We start from the raw sequence: 13734 nt of genomic DNA, 5'->3' as shown, positions 1-13734 counted from the left end.
TTTCGTTTTTACTTTGCTTGGTCTTGATTGTCAGCATGTTCTTTTGGATTTTGTTTATCATGATTAGGAGACATCATGTTTGACATGACGACATGGCCATCTCCACCGCATACTTTGCACTTTATAAATGAAAGCAGCGCAAATCCAAATTTCGTTCCGCTTCCTTGGCAGTGTGGACAAACATAACGAAGAGGCATTTTGATACCATCCTTTTTTATAAATTCATTCCCATTATAATTTTTGTACCTTCCTCTCACAAGGTACAAAAGGTAGAAGAAGGTGGAGGAGATTTTTCTCTCTAGTTAAAAGGTAGGGGGTGAAAAATCATCGATTTTTGTTGCTTTTAGGGGAAGAGTTCAATATTTTCCACCCTCCTTGTCAATGTAATCGGTTTCAAAAAAGTTTATGCTGCACTAAAATGAGAGCATATAGGAGGTGCGGTTACATGGAGAGCCAAAGCAAATTGCAAGAAAAAGAGGTTGTGTCAGTAAATAAGCCAAGACAAACGAAGTCATCAATTCGCACAAGCAATCGTAAAAAGTGGAAAAAAGCAGGAATATTTACCTTGTTTGTAGGACCAGTCCTTTTAGCATTTAGCATGATTGTTTTATACCCGTTTTTATCAGGTGTTTATTATGCCTTTACCAATTGGAATGGTGTAACAGGAAATATTGAGTGGGTAGGATTAGACAACTTTAAGTACTTACTTTTTGAAGATAAGCAATTTCATGCTTCCTTCATTCTAACCGCGAAGTACACCGTTGTTGCAATCTTATTAACAAATGTCGTTGGGTTTGGTCTTGCATTACTTGTTACACAGATGCTTAAGACAAGAAACATTCTACGAACAGTCTTCTTTTTACCTAACTTAATTGGTGGATTATTACTTGGATTTGTATGGCAATTCATTTTTATTCGAGGATTTTCATCAATTGGTCAATTAACAGGATGGTCACTATTTGAGCTTCCTTGGTTGGGAGATGCAAATACAGCTTTTTGGGGCATAGTTATTGTCAGCGTATGGCAAGGTGCCGGTTATATCATGATTATTTATGTAGCAGCTTTACAAAACGTTCCTCAAGAGCTTCTTGAAGCAGCAAAAATTGATGGAGCGAACCGCTGGCAAACACTTCGTCATATTACACTACCAATGGTAGCGCCAGCCGTTACAATTTGTTTATTCTTAACCATTTCATCTTCATTTAAAATATTTGATGTAAACTTATCATTAACAAACGGTGGACCGTTTAAATCAACAGAAATGTTAGCGCTTAACATCTATACAGAGGCTTTCGTTAACAACCGTTATGGTATTGGAGAAGCAAAAGCACTGATCTTCTTCTTAATCGTAGCAGGTATTACAACGCTTCAAGTTATGTATACGAAGAAGAAGGAGGTTGAATCTTAATGCGCAATAAGTATACAGGAAAGACGTTTATTATTGAAATCTTAGCGATAATACTAGGTCTAATCTTCCTTGTTCCGTTTTACTATGTTATCGCTAACTCATTAAAGCCGTTTGCAGAAATCTTAACGAATACATCAGCTTTACCATCAGCATTTCAATGGCAAAACTACGTAACAGCTTTTGAAAGAATGGATTACTTACGAGTATTTAAAAACTCATTAATGATTACAGTAGCAAGTAATCTAGTGATTGTAGTCTTTTGTTCAATGGGTGCTTATATGCTTGTACGTACAAAAACAAAGTTCAGTAACTTTATCTTTTTACTCTTTGTAGCAGCGATGGTTATTCCGTTCCAATCTATCATGATTCCATTAGTAAAAGCGGCAAGTTCGTTTGGATTAATGAACAGTATCTGGGGATTAGTTGTGATGTATCTAGGATTTGGTTCTGGATTAGCAATCTTCTTATATCACGGGTTTATTAAAGGGATTCCAGTAGAGTTAGAAGAAGCAGCAATTATTGATGGATGCTCTACATTTGGAGTGTTTTGGAGAATTGTATTCCCGTTGTTAAAGCCAATCACGGTGACCATTATTATTTTAAACAGCTTATGGATTTGGAACGACTTCTTATTACCGTTACTTGTTCTGCAAGATCCGTCATTGCGTACAATTCCATTAGCAACGTTCTTCTTCTTTGGACAATATACAAAGCAGTGGGATTTAGCACTAGCAGCATTAATGTTAAGTATCATTCCATTATTAATCTTTTTCTTCTCAATGCAAAAGCATATTATCAAAGGAATTACAAGTGGGTCTATTAAATAATGAATTTGGAAGCCTATGCTCATGATGAGTGAGCATAGGAGCCAAACATATCATAGGAGGAACCAAGCATGAAACTAAAAAAATTTCCTTTAGCAGCAGGTGTACTATCAGCATCTCTTTTATTTACAGCAGCGTGCTCCAGCGATAGTTCATCTGGCGATAATGCAAGCGGTGGCGCAAAAGGTGACCAAGTTGTTGTTGATATTTTTCAAGGAAAAGTTGAAATTGCAGATCAGCTAAAAGCATTAACAGATCAATATACAAAAGAAAATCCTAACGTAACGTTTAACATTGAAACGGTTGGAGGCGGTGCAGATGGTGCAGCAGCACTAAAAGCGAAATTCGCTTCTGGAAATGAGCCTGATATCTTCTCAAATGGTGGCTATCAAGAAGCTGTTACGTGGAAAGATAAACTTGAAGATTTATCTGGTGAGCCTTGGATAAAGGATGCGTTTGATAACACGTTAGATCCAATGACAATTGACGGTAAGGTATATGGTCAGCCAATGAACCTGGAAGGCTATGGATTTACGTATAATAAAGAGCTTTTCAAGAAAGCGGGTATTAAAGAAGTACCACAAACATTAGATGAACTAGAAGCAGCAGCTAAGAAGCTAAAAGCAGCAGGAATCACGCCGTTTTCAATTGGATACGGCGAATGGTGGGTATTAGGAAATCATGGTTTAAACATTCCTTTCTCAGCTCAAGAAGACCCAGATGCGTTTATTAAGAGCTTAAATGAGGGGACTGGAAAAATTTCAGGTAACCAGCAGTTTAAAGAATATGTTAAACTATTGGATTTAACAATTAAGTATGGAAATAAAAACTCATTAACAACGGATTACAATACGCAGGTAACGAACTTTGCAACGGGTGAAGCAGCAATTATTCAACAAGGAAACTGGATTCAGCCAATGCTTGATAAGATTAATCCAAACTTAGATTTAGGCGTTATGCCAATGCCTCTTGGTGATGGTGGAAGTGTGAAAGGTAAAATTTCAGTCGATGTACCAAGCAGCTGGGTCGTTCATAACGGTGCACCAGAAGCAGATAAAGAAGCAGCAAAAGATTTCTTAAACTGGATGGTAACATCGGAAGAAGGCAAGCGTGCACTTGTAGAAGAATTTAAGTATGTTCCTGCATTTAAGACAATTGAAGCAGGCGCAAAAGATATCGGTCCATTAGGTGCGGAAATCTTAAAGTATTCTGAAGAAGGACAAACAATGCCTTGGCAATTTATGAAGTTCCCAGATGGTGTGAAAGAAGAATTTGGTGCTTCACTTCAAGAGTATGTTGGTGGTCAAGTAACGGAAGAAGAATTGTTTAAATCATTTGAAAGTACTTGGGATAAACTAAAAAAATAACTTAATGTATAAGAGCTTCTCCTGTAGTGGAGAAGCTTTTTATTGTACATAATACTTTACATAGGGTGGGGGGGTACATTATAATTCAATTATGAAAGGTGGTTTTTGGATGGAAGAAAACCGTGGGTCGGAAGTAAAAATAGATTGTCATGCAGGTAATGCAAGGCGAAGTCATCATTCTCCAGAAGTAAAGAAAAACTTAACGAGTCGCCTTAATCGAATTGAAGGACAAATTCGGGGAATTAAAGGGTTAATTGATAAGGATACGTACTGTGATGATGTCATTACGCAAATATCGGCTGTTCAGTCAGCTTTAAATAGTGTAAGTAAAATTTTATTAGAAGGTCATTTAAAGCACTGCGTTGTAGAAAGAGTACAAGAGGGCGACGAGGAAGTAGTAGATGAGTTATTAACAACAATTAAAAGATTAATGAAATAAAAAAGGAGCTGGAAAAGATGGAACAAACAGTATTATCAGTACAAGGTATGTCATGTGGGCATTGTGTAAAAGCAGTTGAAGGTACAGTATCAGAGTTAAGTGGTGTAAAAAGTGTAAAGGTTAATTTAGAATCAGCAACGGTTGAAGTTGAATATGATGAAAGTAAAGTCAGCCTTGAAACGATTAAAGAATCAATTGATGATCAAGGCTATGACGTAGCGTAAAATCGCGTGCGAATAACTTCGCACGTTCTCTTTTAAAAAGTAATATACCTATATAGGGTATATGAGGAGGGGTTCTATGAAAAGCCAAAAAGACATTACGTTACGTATAGAGGGTATGACGTGCTCAGCCTGTGCAAGCCGAATTGAAAAAAGTTTAAAGAAAATAGATGGAGTTGAAGATGCAGCTGTTAACCTTGCATTAGAAAAAGCAACAATTCGCTATACACCTGAAGTAGTTCAGCCACGCGTTTTTGAAGAAAAAGTGCAGAATCTAGGATATGATGTTATTTATGAAACAGAAGAACTAGACATAACCGGGATGACCTGTGCAGCTTGTTCAAGCAGAATCGAAAAGGTATTAGGAAAGCAACAGGGAATTGCTCATGTAAACGTGAATCTTGCATTAGAAACGGCAACTCTAAAATATAATGAAGAACAAATTGATCTATCTACCATCATTAATAGAATTGAAAAATTAGGATACGGTGCGTCTTTAAAGGCTGAAAAAAACGAAAATATCCGTGAAAAAGTAACCAATCAGCAAGAACTCAAATTTTTAATTGCAGCAATATTAAGCATACCGCTGCTTTGGGCGATGGTTAGTCACTTTTCCTTTACGGCCTTTATTCCTGTACCGCCAATGTTTTTAAATCCATGGTTTCAACTGGCCCTTGCTACGCCAGTTCAATTTCTTATTGGTGGACAGTTTTATGTTGGAGCCTATAAAGCGCTAAGGAATAAAAGTGCGAATATGGATGTTCTTGTGGCTTTAGGAACGAGTGCGGCTTACTTTTACAGCGTTTATTTATCGATTCAATCCATTGGTTCAAATGCTCATATGATTGAACTTTATTATGAAACAAGCGCAATCTTAATTACCCTTATTTTACTCGGAAAATTATTTGAAGCCAAAGCAAAAGGGCGCTCTTCAGAGGCAATTCGAACGCTTTTAAGTTTACAAGCAAAAACGGCAATTGTAGAGCGAGAAAATCAACAGGTTGAAATCCCTATTGAAGAAGTGAAGCATGGAGACGTTGTTTATGTGAAGCCGGGTGAAAAAATCCCGGTAGACGGTGAGGTAATAGAAGGACAATCTGCAATTGATGAGTCCATGCTAACAGGAGAAAGTATTCCGGTTGAAAAATCGATTGGTGATGATGTGACGGGAGCCACAGTGAACAAAAATGGCTTTTTAAAAGTAAAAGCAACAAAAGTGGGAAAAGAAACAGCGCTTGCACAAATTATAAGAGTTGTGGAAAGCGCACAAGGTTCTAAAGCCCCTATTCAACGCGTGGCTGACCGTATTTCAGGTATTTTTGTTCCCATTGTTGTAGCACTAGCAATCATAACGTTTCTTGTTTGGTACATGATCATCAACCCTGGTAACTTTGCTTCAGCGCTTGAAAAAATGATTGCTGTACTTGTAATTGCCTGCCCTTGTGCATTAGGTCTAGCTACCCCAACGTCAATTATGGCAGGATCAGGTCGAGCAGCCGAGCTAGGTGTTTTATTTAAAGGCGGTGAGCATCTAGAAGCAGCTCATGAAGTAGATACCATCGTGTTAGACAAAACTGGTACCGTGACAAAAGGTGAGCCACAAGTAACGGATATTGTGACGGAAACAGGCGCAAGCCAAGAAAAGCTTTTACAGCTTGTTGCCTCTGCTGAAAGTCAGTCTGAGCATCCATTAGCACGCGCCATTGTCAAAAAGGCTTCTGAACAAAATCTTAGTTTGCTAAAAATTTCAGCTTTTGAAGCAATACCTGGACATGGTATAAAAGCGATTATAGAGGATGAGGAAATTTTAGTGGGTACGAGAAAGCTTATGTCCGATTCTGGAATTGAAGTTGCGGGTGTTGAATCACTCATTTCAGAAATTGAGTCTCAGGGGAAAACGGTTATGCTAATTGCTTTAAACAGTGAATATGCAGGGTTTGTAGCAGTTGCTGATACGGTTAAAGAAACGTCAGCAAAAGCTATTAAGGCCCTAAAAGAAATGGGACTTCACGTTGTGATGATTACAGGTGATAATAAGCAAACAGCAAATGCTATTGCTAATGAAGTGGGAATTCATCATGTGCTTGCTGAAGTATTACCTGAAGAAAAAGCAGCCGAAATTCAAAAGCTGCAGGCTCAAGGGTCAAAAGTGGCAATGGTTGGTGACGGCTTAAACGATGCACCGGCTCTAGCAGTGGCGGACGTTGGAATGGCCATTGGAACCGGCACGGACGTCGCGATTGAAGCAGCAGACTTAACGCTTATGAGAGGTGACCTTACAAGCATCGTTCATGCTTTGCAAATGAGTAAAGCAACAATGCGTAACATTAAACAAAATCTCTTTTGGGCATTCGGCTACAATACCATTGGAATTCCAATTGCCGCAATCGGATTTTTGGCACCGTGGTTAGCCGGAGCAGCTATGGCGTTCAGCTCTGTATCCGTTGTGTTAAATGCGCTGCGTTTGCAGAAAATGAAGATTTAGAAGACAGTCTGGGATATAAGTAATTCAGCTAATGATAAACCTGAACGATTGAGAGTTCCTCACTTTTAATCGTTCAGGTTATTTTAATTGTGAAAACAATGTTGGAAACAGGGTGGGATGGAGCAAAGGACACTCGACTTCTGCGGGAAAGAGAGGGCAAACTAAGAAATCCTGAGAAGTACAGCTGGTAGGATCAGTTAAGCGGTATGACTGTTTTGATAGCCAATCAATGACTTTTTTTTCTTTCTTTTTCCTAAAAAACATGGGCCACCATCCTTTGTATAAACTATGTTCTTAGTATACAAAATTAGTAGATCATTTGAAATAATAAGATAAAAATAGGTTTATATGGTAGTATATGTATATAAAGAATTGATAACATATGTATGTAGGTGAAGAAGTAGGAGGAAAATATGCTTCAAGGAATAAATCACTGCTGCTTTTCAGTGTCTAATTTAACTCAATCAATTGTTTTTTATGAGAAAGTTTTGGGAGCTACACTTCTTGTAACAGGTAAAAAAACAGCTTATTTTGATTTGAACGGATTATGGATAGCGTTAAATGAAGAGAAACACATTCAACGAAACGAGATTCACCATTCGTATACTCATTTTGCGTTTTCAATTAATGCTAAGGATTTAAAAAGTTTTGAGGCAAAACTAGTGGCTTACCATGTACCAATTTTAAAAGGAAGAACAAGGGATGAACGTGATAAAGAGTCGATTTATTTCACCGATCCAGACGGACACAAGTTTGAAGTGCATACCGGTACGTTAGAAGACAGGCTTCATTATTATAAAGAAACCAAAGCTCATATGGTATTCGTTGGAGAAGGGAAAGAAAAATGAAAAAGTGGCTTATATTTAGTGGAACCTCTCTGCTACTAGTGGGGATTGTTGGAAGCTCCGTATATATAAGGGGTGGCGAATCTCTTCAAACTGGAACCATTATAACTTTCCCTGAAAATAAAAAATTCGTGGCAATTGAGTTAAGTAATCAAAGCTCTTTTACCTCAGTTCACCTCATAGATGTACAAGTAAATAATCAAGCATATCCAAGTGGACTAGAACTTAAGCAAGTAGAGGCGAACAAAATAATCACCTTATCAGATCAGATTGATCAACCAATGACGCTACAAGAGATACAGAAGAAGAATATAGAGCGCTCAAATAAAAAATATATGTTAAAAATCACTCATAGTAAACCAATTGACCGAGTGTCTCTTACGTATAAATATGTCGGGAAAACTCAAACACAAGCAATAATTTTCGATTGAAAAGTAGGAGTGTGCCAAATGATTATTAAAAACCTTGAAGTAAAGCATGAAACTATTCCTTTAAAAGTACCGTTTAAAACAGCACTTCGAATAGCCACAGAAATTGAAAGTATTGAAGTGGTTATTACGTTAGAAAATGGAATAAAGGGTAAAGGAGCAGCTGCACCAACGTATGTCATTACGGGTGATTCATTAGAGAGCATTGTGGCAGCCATTAAAGGACCTATTAAAGCTGCAATAATTGGAAGAGATATTAAAGAGTTTCAAATGTTGCTTCAAAGCGTACAGTCTTGCTGTGTAGGAAACACTAGTGCTAAAGCTGCTGCTGATATTGCTCTTCATGATGCATATAGCAAGCTAATGAAAGTGCCCCTTTATACATATTTAGGTGGTGAAAAAACTCTCTCAACATGTATGACTATCGGTGTAGATACTCCTGAAAAAATGATAAAAGCTGCGAAACTAGCCGTGGCTGACGGTTTTCAAGTACTTAAAGTAAAGGTTGGAGCGAATCCAGAACTAGATTTTGAACGCATACAGAAAATTCATGAAGCTATTCCTTCATACATAAAGTTGCGTTTAGATGCAAATCAAGGTTGGAGTGCAAAACAAGCCGTTCATATCATTCATGAGATGGAAAGTAGAAAATTTAACATTGAGTTTATTGAACAACCAGTTCCTTCCTATGATTTAGACGGCTTAAAGCATGTGACAGATCGAGTTACTACGCTTATAATGGCGGATGAAAGCTTATTTTCGCCAAAGGATGCGTTAAAACTTGTAGCCGGCCGTTATGTAGATTTATTAAATATTAAGCTTATGAAGTGCGGGGGAATAAACGAGGCTTGGAAGATTGCGAGTATTGCAGAAGCAAACGGTGTACGCTGCATGATTGGTAGTATGATGGAACCTTCCTTTTCAGTAGGAGCTGCTGCACACTTTGCATCGGCTCATCCAAATGTTCATTACTTTGACTTAGATGCTCCACTATGGCTAGATGGTGACTTAGATGTTTTAACCTATCACGGAGATCAAGTCATTTTATCTGCTCTTCCAGGGGTTGGAGATGTACAAACTACTTTTCAAGGAAATTAAAAAAGATGCCAGCTAGTATCATAATCTAGTTGGCAGTTTCTTTGAATATTTGAAAATGGAAAGCTTGTACGTTTTACTGCTCGTCCTTTTTTTGCTCTTCAATGATAGTGGCAATACGGTTGATAATCTTTGTAAAATTATCAATCTTTTAATGAGTAAATAAAAAGCGACCGCAATTGGAAAAACTACATTGGCAATAACGTTTAACCAGCTTTCTATTAGAGACACCTCCTTAAAAGTGGACTTGCTATATCATATGCAATCTTTCACCAAGGATTCATTATGCTGGAAATAAGTACTTATATACGTTTTTATTGTTGTTAAATGGAAAGGTGTGAATTTTTTGGGGAAGGAAGTTTCAATCGTTTTAGATCCTAAGGATGTTAATAGAAAAGCCTCTTATTACACAATAGGAATTGTATTGCTTAGTACGGTTGTTTACACATGGTTCTGGGGGTTAGAGTTTACCATTACTCTTATGTCCCTGCTTAAGTTTATCGGTTTTTATTTTCTATTAATTTTTCTTCATGAACTGCTTCATGGAGTTGGTTTTTTGTGGTTTGGGAAGGTCAAGCTAACAGATTTAAAGTTTGGTTTTATTTGGAAGTATATGGTTTGTTACGCACACTGTAAGGTCCCCATTTCAATGCGTGCTTTTCGCATTGCACTGTTGCTGCCTGTAATTCTAACAGGATTTGTACCCCTCGTTATAGGGATGCTAGTTGGTAATGGAATGCTTGTAGCTCTCTCGACATTATTAGTTGGTGGTGGTGCAGGAGATTGGCTCATTTATCGTTCAATCCGTTCATTTTCTAAAGATACGTTTGTAAAAGATCATCAAAGTGATATTGGCTGTACGGTGTATGTGTGTAATACAACGAATGAAAATCAAAATGTAAATATCTAGATTGAAGAGGTTGAGACATAAGTGTTTCAGTCAATGATCTATCCGAACCATTGAGAGTTAACGACTCTTTTATAGTTCGGATTTTTTGTTGATTGGAAACCAATTTTAGAGAATTAGTGGAATGGAGCGTAAGACACGTGACTCCTGCGGGAGATAGAGGAAAGGCTCAGATTCCTCCCCGCGGAAAGCGAGTGTCTGTAGCGCAATGGAACGAACCGGTTATTATAACCTAACTACTTTAAAAAAGGCATCATTCGTCCTTTAGAAAGGAACATTTTGTTTTGTCCCAGACTCTTTATGTAAAAAAATCTTTAAAAAAGACTTGAAATTTTGGATACGTTTTCATATTATTATAAACAAAGGTAGTTACTTTTTATAAAAGATACCTATGTTACAATGTTTAGTAAATAATTATAACAAACTAAGGGGATGGAAAAAATGAAATATTTTTTAGACAGTGCAATCTTAAGTGAAATTACATACGCTTATGAAAATTGGGCAATTGATGGAGTGACAACTAATCCACGACACATAATGAACAGTGGAAAACCATTTTTAACGGTATTAGATGAGTTGGCAAAAGAGTTTGAAGGGGTTGCAAACTTTCCGATTTCAGCAGAAATCAACCCACACCTAGATGATGCGAGAGAAATGGTTCATGAAGGTAGAAAAATTGCTAAACTTTCACCAAACTTTATTATTAAAATTCCGTGCACAGAGCCTGGGTTGATTGCGGCTAAAGAGCTTGAAAAAGACGGAATATCAACGAACGTTACGCTTGTTTTTTCTCCATCTCAAGCACTGCAACCGGCTAGAGTTGGTGCCAAATTTGTTTCTCCGTTTGTAGGGTGGAAAGAAAATAGTGGAGACGATGCAACAGCATACATTCAAGATATTATTAAAATCTATCAAAACTATAATTATGAAACAGAAATTATTGTAGCAGCGTTACGCAACGGTAAGCAAATTGCAGATGCGGCAAAAGCAGGTGCTCATATTGTGACGTGTGGATTTGATGTATATAAAGAAAGCTTCTATCACGCATTTACAGATTATGGGTTAGATAAATTCAGAAAAGCATGGGATAATACCATTACAGAACAAACGGTTTTAAAGTAATATACTAGATAAATAGAAAGCTCCTCTTAGCAGCGTTATTAATAATCTTTAGGGGAGCTTTTTAGATAAGCATTTTACAACAAAGGAAGCGATTGTTGATGTCTAAGTTTGAGAAGTTAAAAAGCTTGAACCCCCACCTATCTTTTTATCATGTAGAAGAAAAACAATTTGAGCTTTACGGAAAGATTATCACAGACTATAATTTTGATGAAATAAAAGCTTATATGGAAGAGATACAGATTCCTAGTGAGGGAAATATATATGTGGCGTCAGACAGTAAAATGGAAGAAAAACTAGTAAAGAAACAGATTGAAGCAACTTCATATGGTCAGATGCCAATTCAAATTGGGTACTGTAATGGTCTAAATACTTTTTTAAACGGACTGGAGTATCATCAAGGTAATGAAATTAATTTTGCTGTAACAGATATGGTTTTGTTGCTTGGGAAGGTGCAAGATATTTCGGAGCGTATGTATGACTCTAAAAATGTAGACGCTTTCTTTATTCCGGAAGGGACCGCTTTGGAGCTATATGGTACAACGCTTCACTTTGCTCCATGTACAGTAACAGATGAAGGGTTTAAAACGATTGTTATTTTGCCAAAAGGAACGAATGAACCTTTGTCCAATGAAAATGAAGTAGATAGCAAAAGTGATCAGCTGCTTTTTATGAAAAATAAATGGCTTTTGGCTCATCCAAATCGTAAAATGCTCATTGATAAAGGTGCACACCCTGGAATAAAAGGTGATAATATACAAGTTAATCACTGAATATTAAAACAAATATTGGTGTAGGGGGAATAAAACGTGCAAAATCAAAGTCCATTATTTACACTTCTTTCATGTTTAGTGTTTATGGCACTACTTGGTTGGTGGACATATAAAAAGACAAAAGGTACAAACACCACAACGGAAGGATACTTTTTAGCAGGGCGTGGCTTGTCCGGTGGATTTATTGCTGGAGCTTTAATTTTAACGAACTTATCTGCAGAGCAAATGATTGGGTTAAACGGTCAATCTTATGCAGCGAACATGACAAATATGGCTTGGGAAGTAACAGCGGTTATTGCAATTGTTATTATGACGCTTATTTTACTACCTCGCTATTTAGGAGGAGCATTTACAACGCTACCTCAGTTTTTGAGAGAACGCTATGATGAAGGCGTGAGACGTTTAGCTGTTTTATTATTCATGTTAGGGTACGTGCTTGTCACGATTCCTTCTACTTTATATTCAGGTGCATTAGCCCTGATGAAATTGTTTGATATTCCAAGTCTGTTAGGTATCTCTTATGTTCAATCCGTTTGGTTAATGGTTTGGACCATTGGGATTATCGGCGCATTCTTTGCCATTTTCGGAGGGATGAAAGCCATTGCGGTTTCCGATACGTTTATTGGAATCGGATTAATTATCGTTTGTTCCATTATTCCTTTAATCGGATTATTTCAATTGGGGGATGGAAGTATCGGTGCTGGGCTTAAAACCATTACAACCGTACATCCAGAAAAGATGAATGCAGTTGGATCCAGTACAGATTCTGTGCCTTTTTTAACAATTTTCACAGGAATGATTTGGGCAAACTTATTTTATTGGGGAACCAATCAGTATGCGATTCAGCGTACGCTTGGAGCAGCTAACTTAGCAGAGGGACAAAAAGGAGTATTATATACAGGCTTTTTTAAACTATTAGTTCCAATCTTTATGATGATTCCAGGTATCATTGCCTTCCACTTATATGGAGGGGATATGAATCCTGTAGACTTAGCATTTCCTACTTTAGTATCTAATATTTTACCATGGTATTTACAGGGGTTCTTTTTAGTAGTGTTACTGGGAGCTGTATTTAGTACATTTAATGCTCTTATTAACTCAGCAGCTACGATGTTTGCCTTAGACGTGTATAAGCCGCTTCGTCCAAACGTAACGGATCAAAAGCTACTTAGTTTAAGTAAGTGGTTTGGGGCAGTACTAGCTCTTGTTAGTTTCTTTATTTCACCGCTTCTCATGTTTGCTCCAGATGGATTATGGGAATTAATTCGTCGCTTTACAGGATTCTTTAATATTCCGGTGATTGCGATTGTATTAGTCGGTATCTTTGCAAAGCGTGTACCAGCAGTTGCTGCAAAAGTCGCCATTGGCTTTCATGTTGTTACATACTACATGCTTTTATGGGGAACCAATCATTTATTTGGATTTAAAGTAGACATTAACTTTATTCATGTTTACGCTATTCTCTTCTTTACCGAAGTAGCAATGATGTTGATTATTGGAAAGATTTCACCAAGAAAAGAAGCATGGAACTTCATTCCTAGACCAAAAGTGGATATGAAGCCATGGAAATATTCACTGCTTGTCTCAATCGTATTACTTGGTTTAATGTTTGCATTCTATATTGTCTTTTCACCAATTGGCTTAGCTTATGCAGGTGGCGTAGTTTCTCCATATTTCTGGCCAGCACTTTTGGGGCTGTTTGTGGTTACCGCTATTCTGGGCTATGTCTCTTTGACAAGTTGGAATAAAAAGTACGGACAATACGTGGAAAAGAACACAACTGTTAAAACAGATAATAAGCAGTTTCCCGCTTAATAAAATGT

Annotated in this window: 14 protein-coding genes; 13 read left to right on the top strand and 1 reads right to left on the bottom strand. The window is 37.3% G+C overall.

Features of this window, described 5'->3' with window-relative positions; all coding sequences use genetic code 11:
* Positions 1–8: 8 nt before the first annotated feature.
* Positions 9–197: a hypothetical protein gene (locus LZP85_RS12000; RefSeq protein ID WP_025910858.1), complete on the bottom strand. Its 189-nt coding sequence runs from the start codon at positions 195–197 to the stop codon at positions 9–11.
* A gap of 248 nt (positions 198–445) precedes the next feature.
* Between LZP85_RS12000 and LZP85_RS11995 the strand changes: the two genes are divergently transcribed.
* From LZP85_RS11995 to LZP85_RS11935, 13 genes are all read left to right on the top strand, one after another.
* A complete protein-coding gene (locus LZP85_RS11995; protein WP_025910859.1) occupies positions 446–1408 on the top strand; it encodes a carbohydrate ABC transporter permease in 963 nt (320 codons plus the stop codon).
* Positions 1408–2235 carry a carbohydrate ABC transporter permease gene (locus tag LZP85_RS11990; protein WP_061785822.1) on the top strand — a complete coding sequence of 276 codons (828 nt, stop codon included), beginning with the start codon at positions 1408–1410 and terminating at the stop codon, positions 2233–2235. Before LZP85_RS11995 ends, LZP85_RS11990 begins: the two co-directional genes overlap by 1 nt.
* Positions 2236–2303: 68 nt before the next feature.
* On the top strand, positions 2304–3599 hold the full coding sequence (locus tag LZP85_RS11985) for an ABC transporter substrate-binding protein (protein WP_119543138.1): 1296 nt from the start codon (positions 2304–2306) through the stop codon (positions 3597–3599).
* Positions 3600–3708: 109 nt separating this feature from the next.
* On the top strand, positions 3709–4038 hold the full coding sequence (locus LZP85_RS11980) for a metal-sensitive transcriptional regulator (protein WP_206782524.1): 330 nt from the start codon (positions 3709–3711) through the stop codon (positions 4036–4038).
* Between the two features lie 17 nt (positions 4039–4055).
* Positions 4056–4262, top strand: a complete 207-nt coding sequence (gene copZ / locus LZP85_RS11975; protein WP_119542741.1) for a copper chaperone CopZ — start codon at positions 4056–4058, stop codon at positions 4260–4262.
* A 76-nt stretch (positions 4263–4338) separates the two neighbouring features.
* Complete coding sequence (locus LZP85_RS11970) at positions 4339–6744, top strand: heavy metal translocating P-type ATPase (RefSeq protein ID WP_119542742.1); 2406 nt, start codon at positions 4339–4341, stop codon at positions 6742–6744.
* A gap of 413 nt (positions 6745–7157) precedes the next feature.
* Positions 7158–7592: a metallothiol transferase FosB gene (fosB, locus tag LZP85_RS11965; protein WP_206833805.1), complete on the top strand. Its 435-nt coding sequence runs from the start codon at positions 7158–7160 to the stop codon at positions 7590–7592.
* Positions 7589–8020 carry a hypothetical protein gene (locus tag LZP85_RS11960; protein ID WP_206833806.1) on the top strand — a complete coding sequence of 144 codons (432 nt, stop codon included), beginning with the start codon at positions 7589–7591 and terminating at the stop codon, positions 8018–8020. Before fosB ends, LZP85_RS11960 begins: the two co-directional genes overlap by 4 nt.
* Positions 8021–8038: 18 nt before the next feature.
* A complete protein-coding gene (locus LZP85_RS11955; RefSeq protein WP_226639012.1) occupies positions 8039–9115 on the top strand; it encodes a dipeptide epimerase in 1077 nt (358 codons plus the stop codon).
* Between the two features lie 343 nt (positions 9116–9458).
* Entirely contained in the window at positions 9459–10022 is a 564-nt protein-coding gene (locus LZP85_RS11950) for a DUF3267 domain-containing protein (RefSeq protein WP_206782528.1), read from the top strand.
* Positions 10023–10460: 438 nt separating this feature from the next.
* Positions 10461–11141 carry a transaldolase family protein gene (locus tag LZP85_RS11945; RefSeq protein WP_206782529.1) on the top strand — a complete coding sequence of 227 codons (681 nt, stop codon included), beginning with the start codon at positions 10461–10463 and terminating at the stop codon, positions 11139–11141.
* Between the two features lie 98 nt (positions 11142–11239).
* A complete protein-coding gene (locus LZP85_RS11940; RefSeq protein WP_206833809.1) occupies positions 11240–11911 on the top strand; it encodes a DUF4867 family protein in 672 nt (223 codons plus the stop codon).
* Between the two features lie 36 nt (positions 11912–11947).
* Positions 11948–13726, top strand: coding sequence for a solute:sodium symporter family transporter (locus LZP85_RS11935; protein WP_206782531.1), 1779 nt, complete (start codon positions 11948–11950; stop codon positions 13724–13726).
* Positions 13727–13734: the final 8 nt, after the last annotated feature.

The organism is Priestia flexa (assembly GCF_021441905.1).
Classification (GTDB): domain Bacteria; phylum Bacillota; class Bacilli; order Bacillales; family Bacillaceae_H; genus Priestia; species Priestia flexa.
This window is presented reverse-complemented; position numbering and strand designations above follow the sequence as displayed.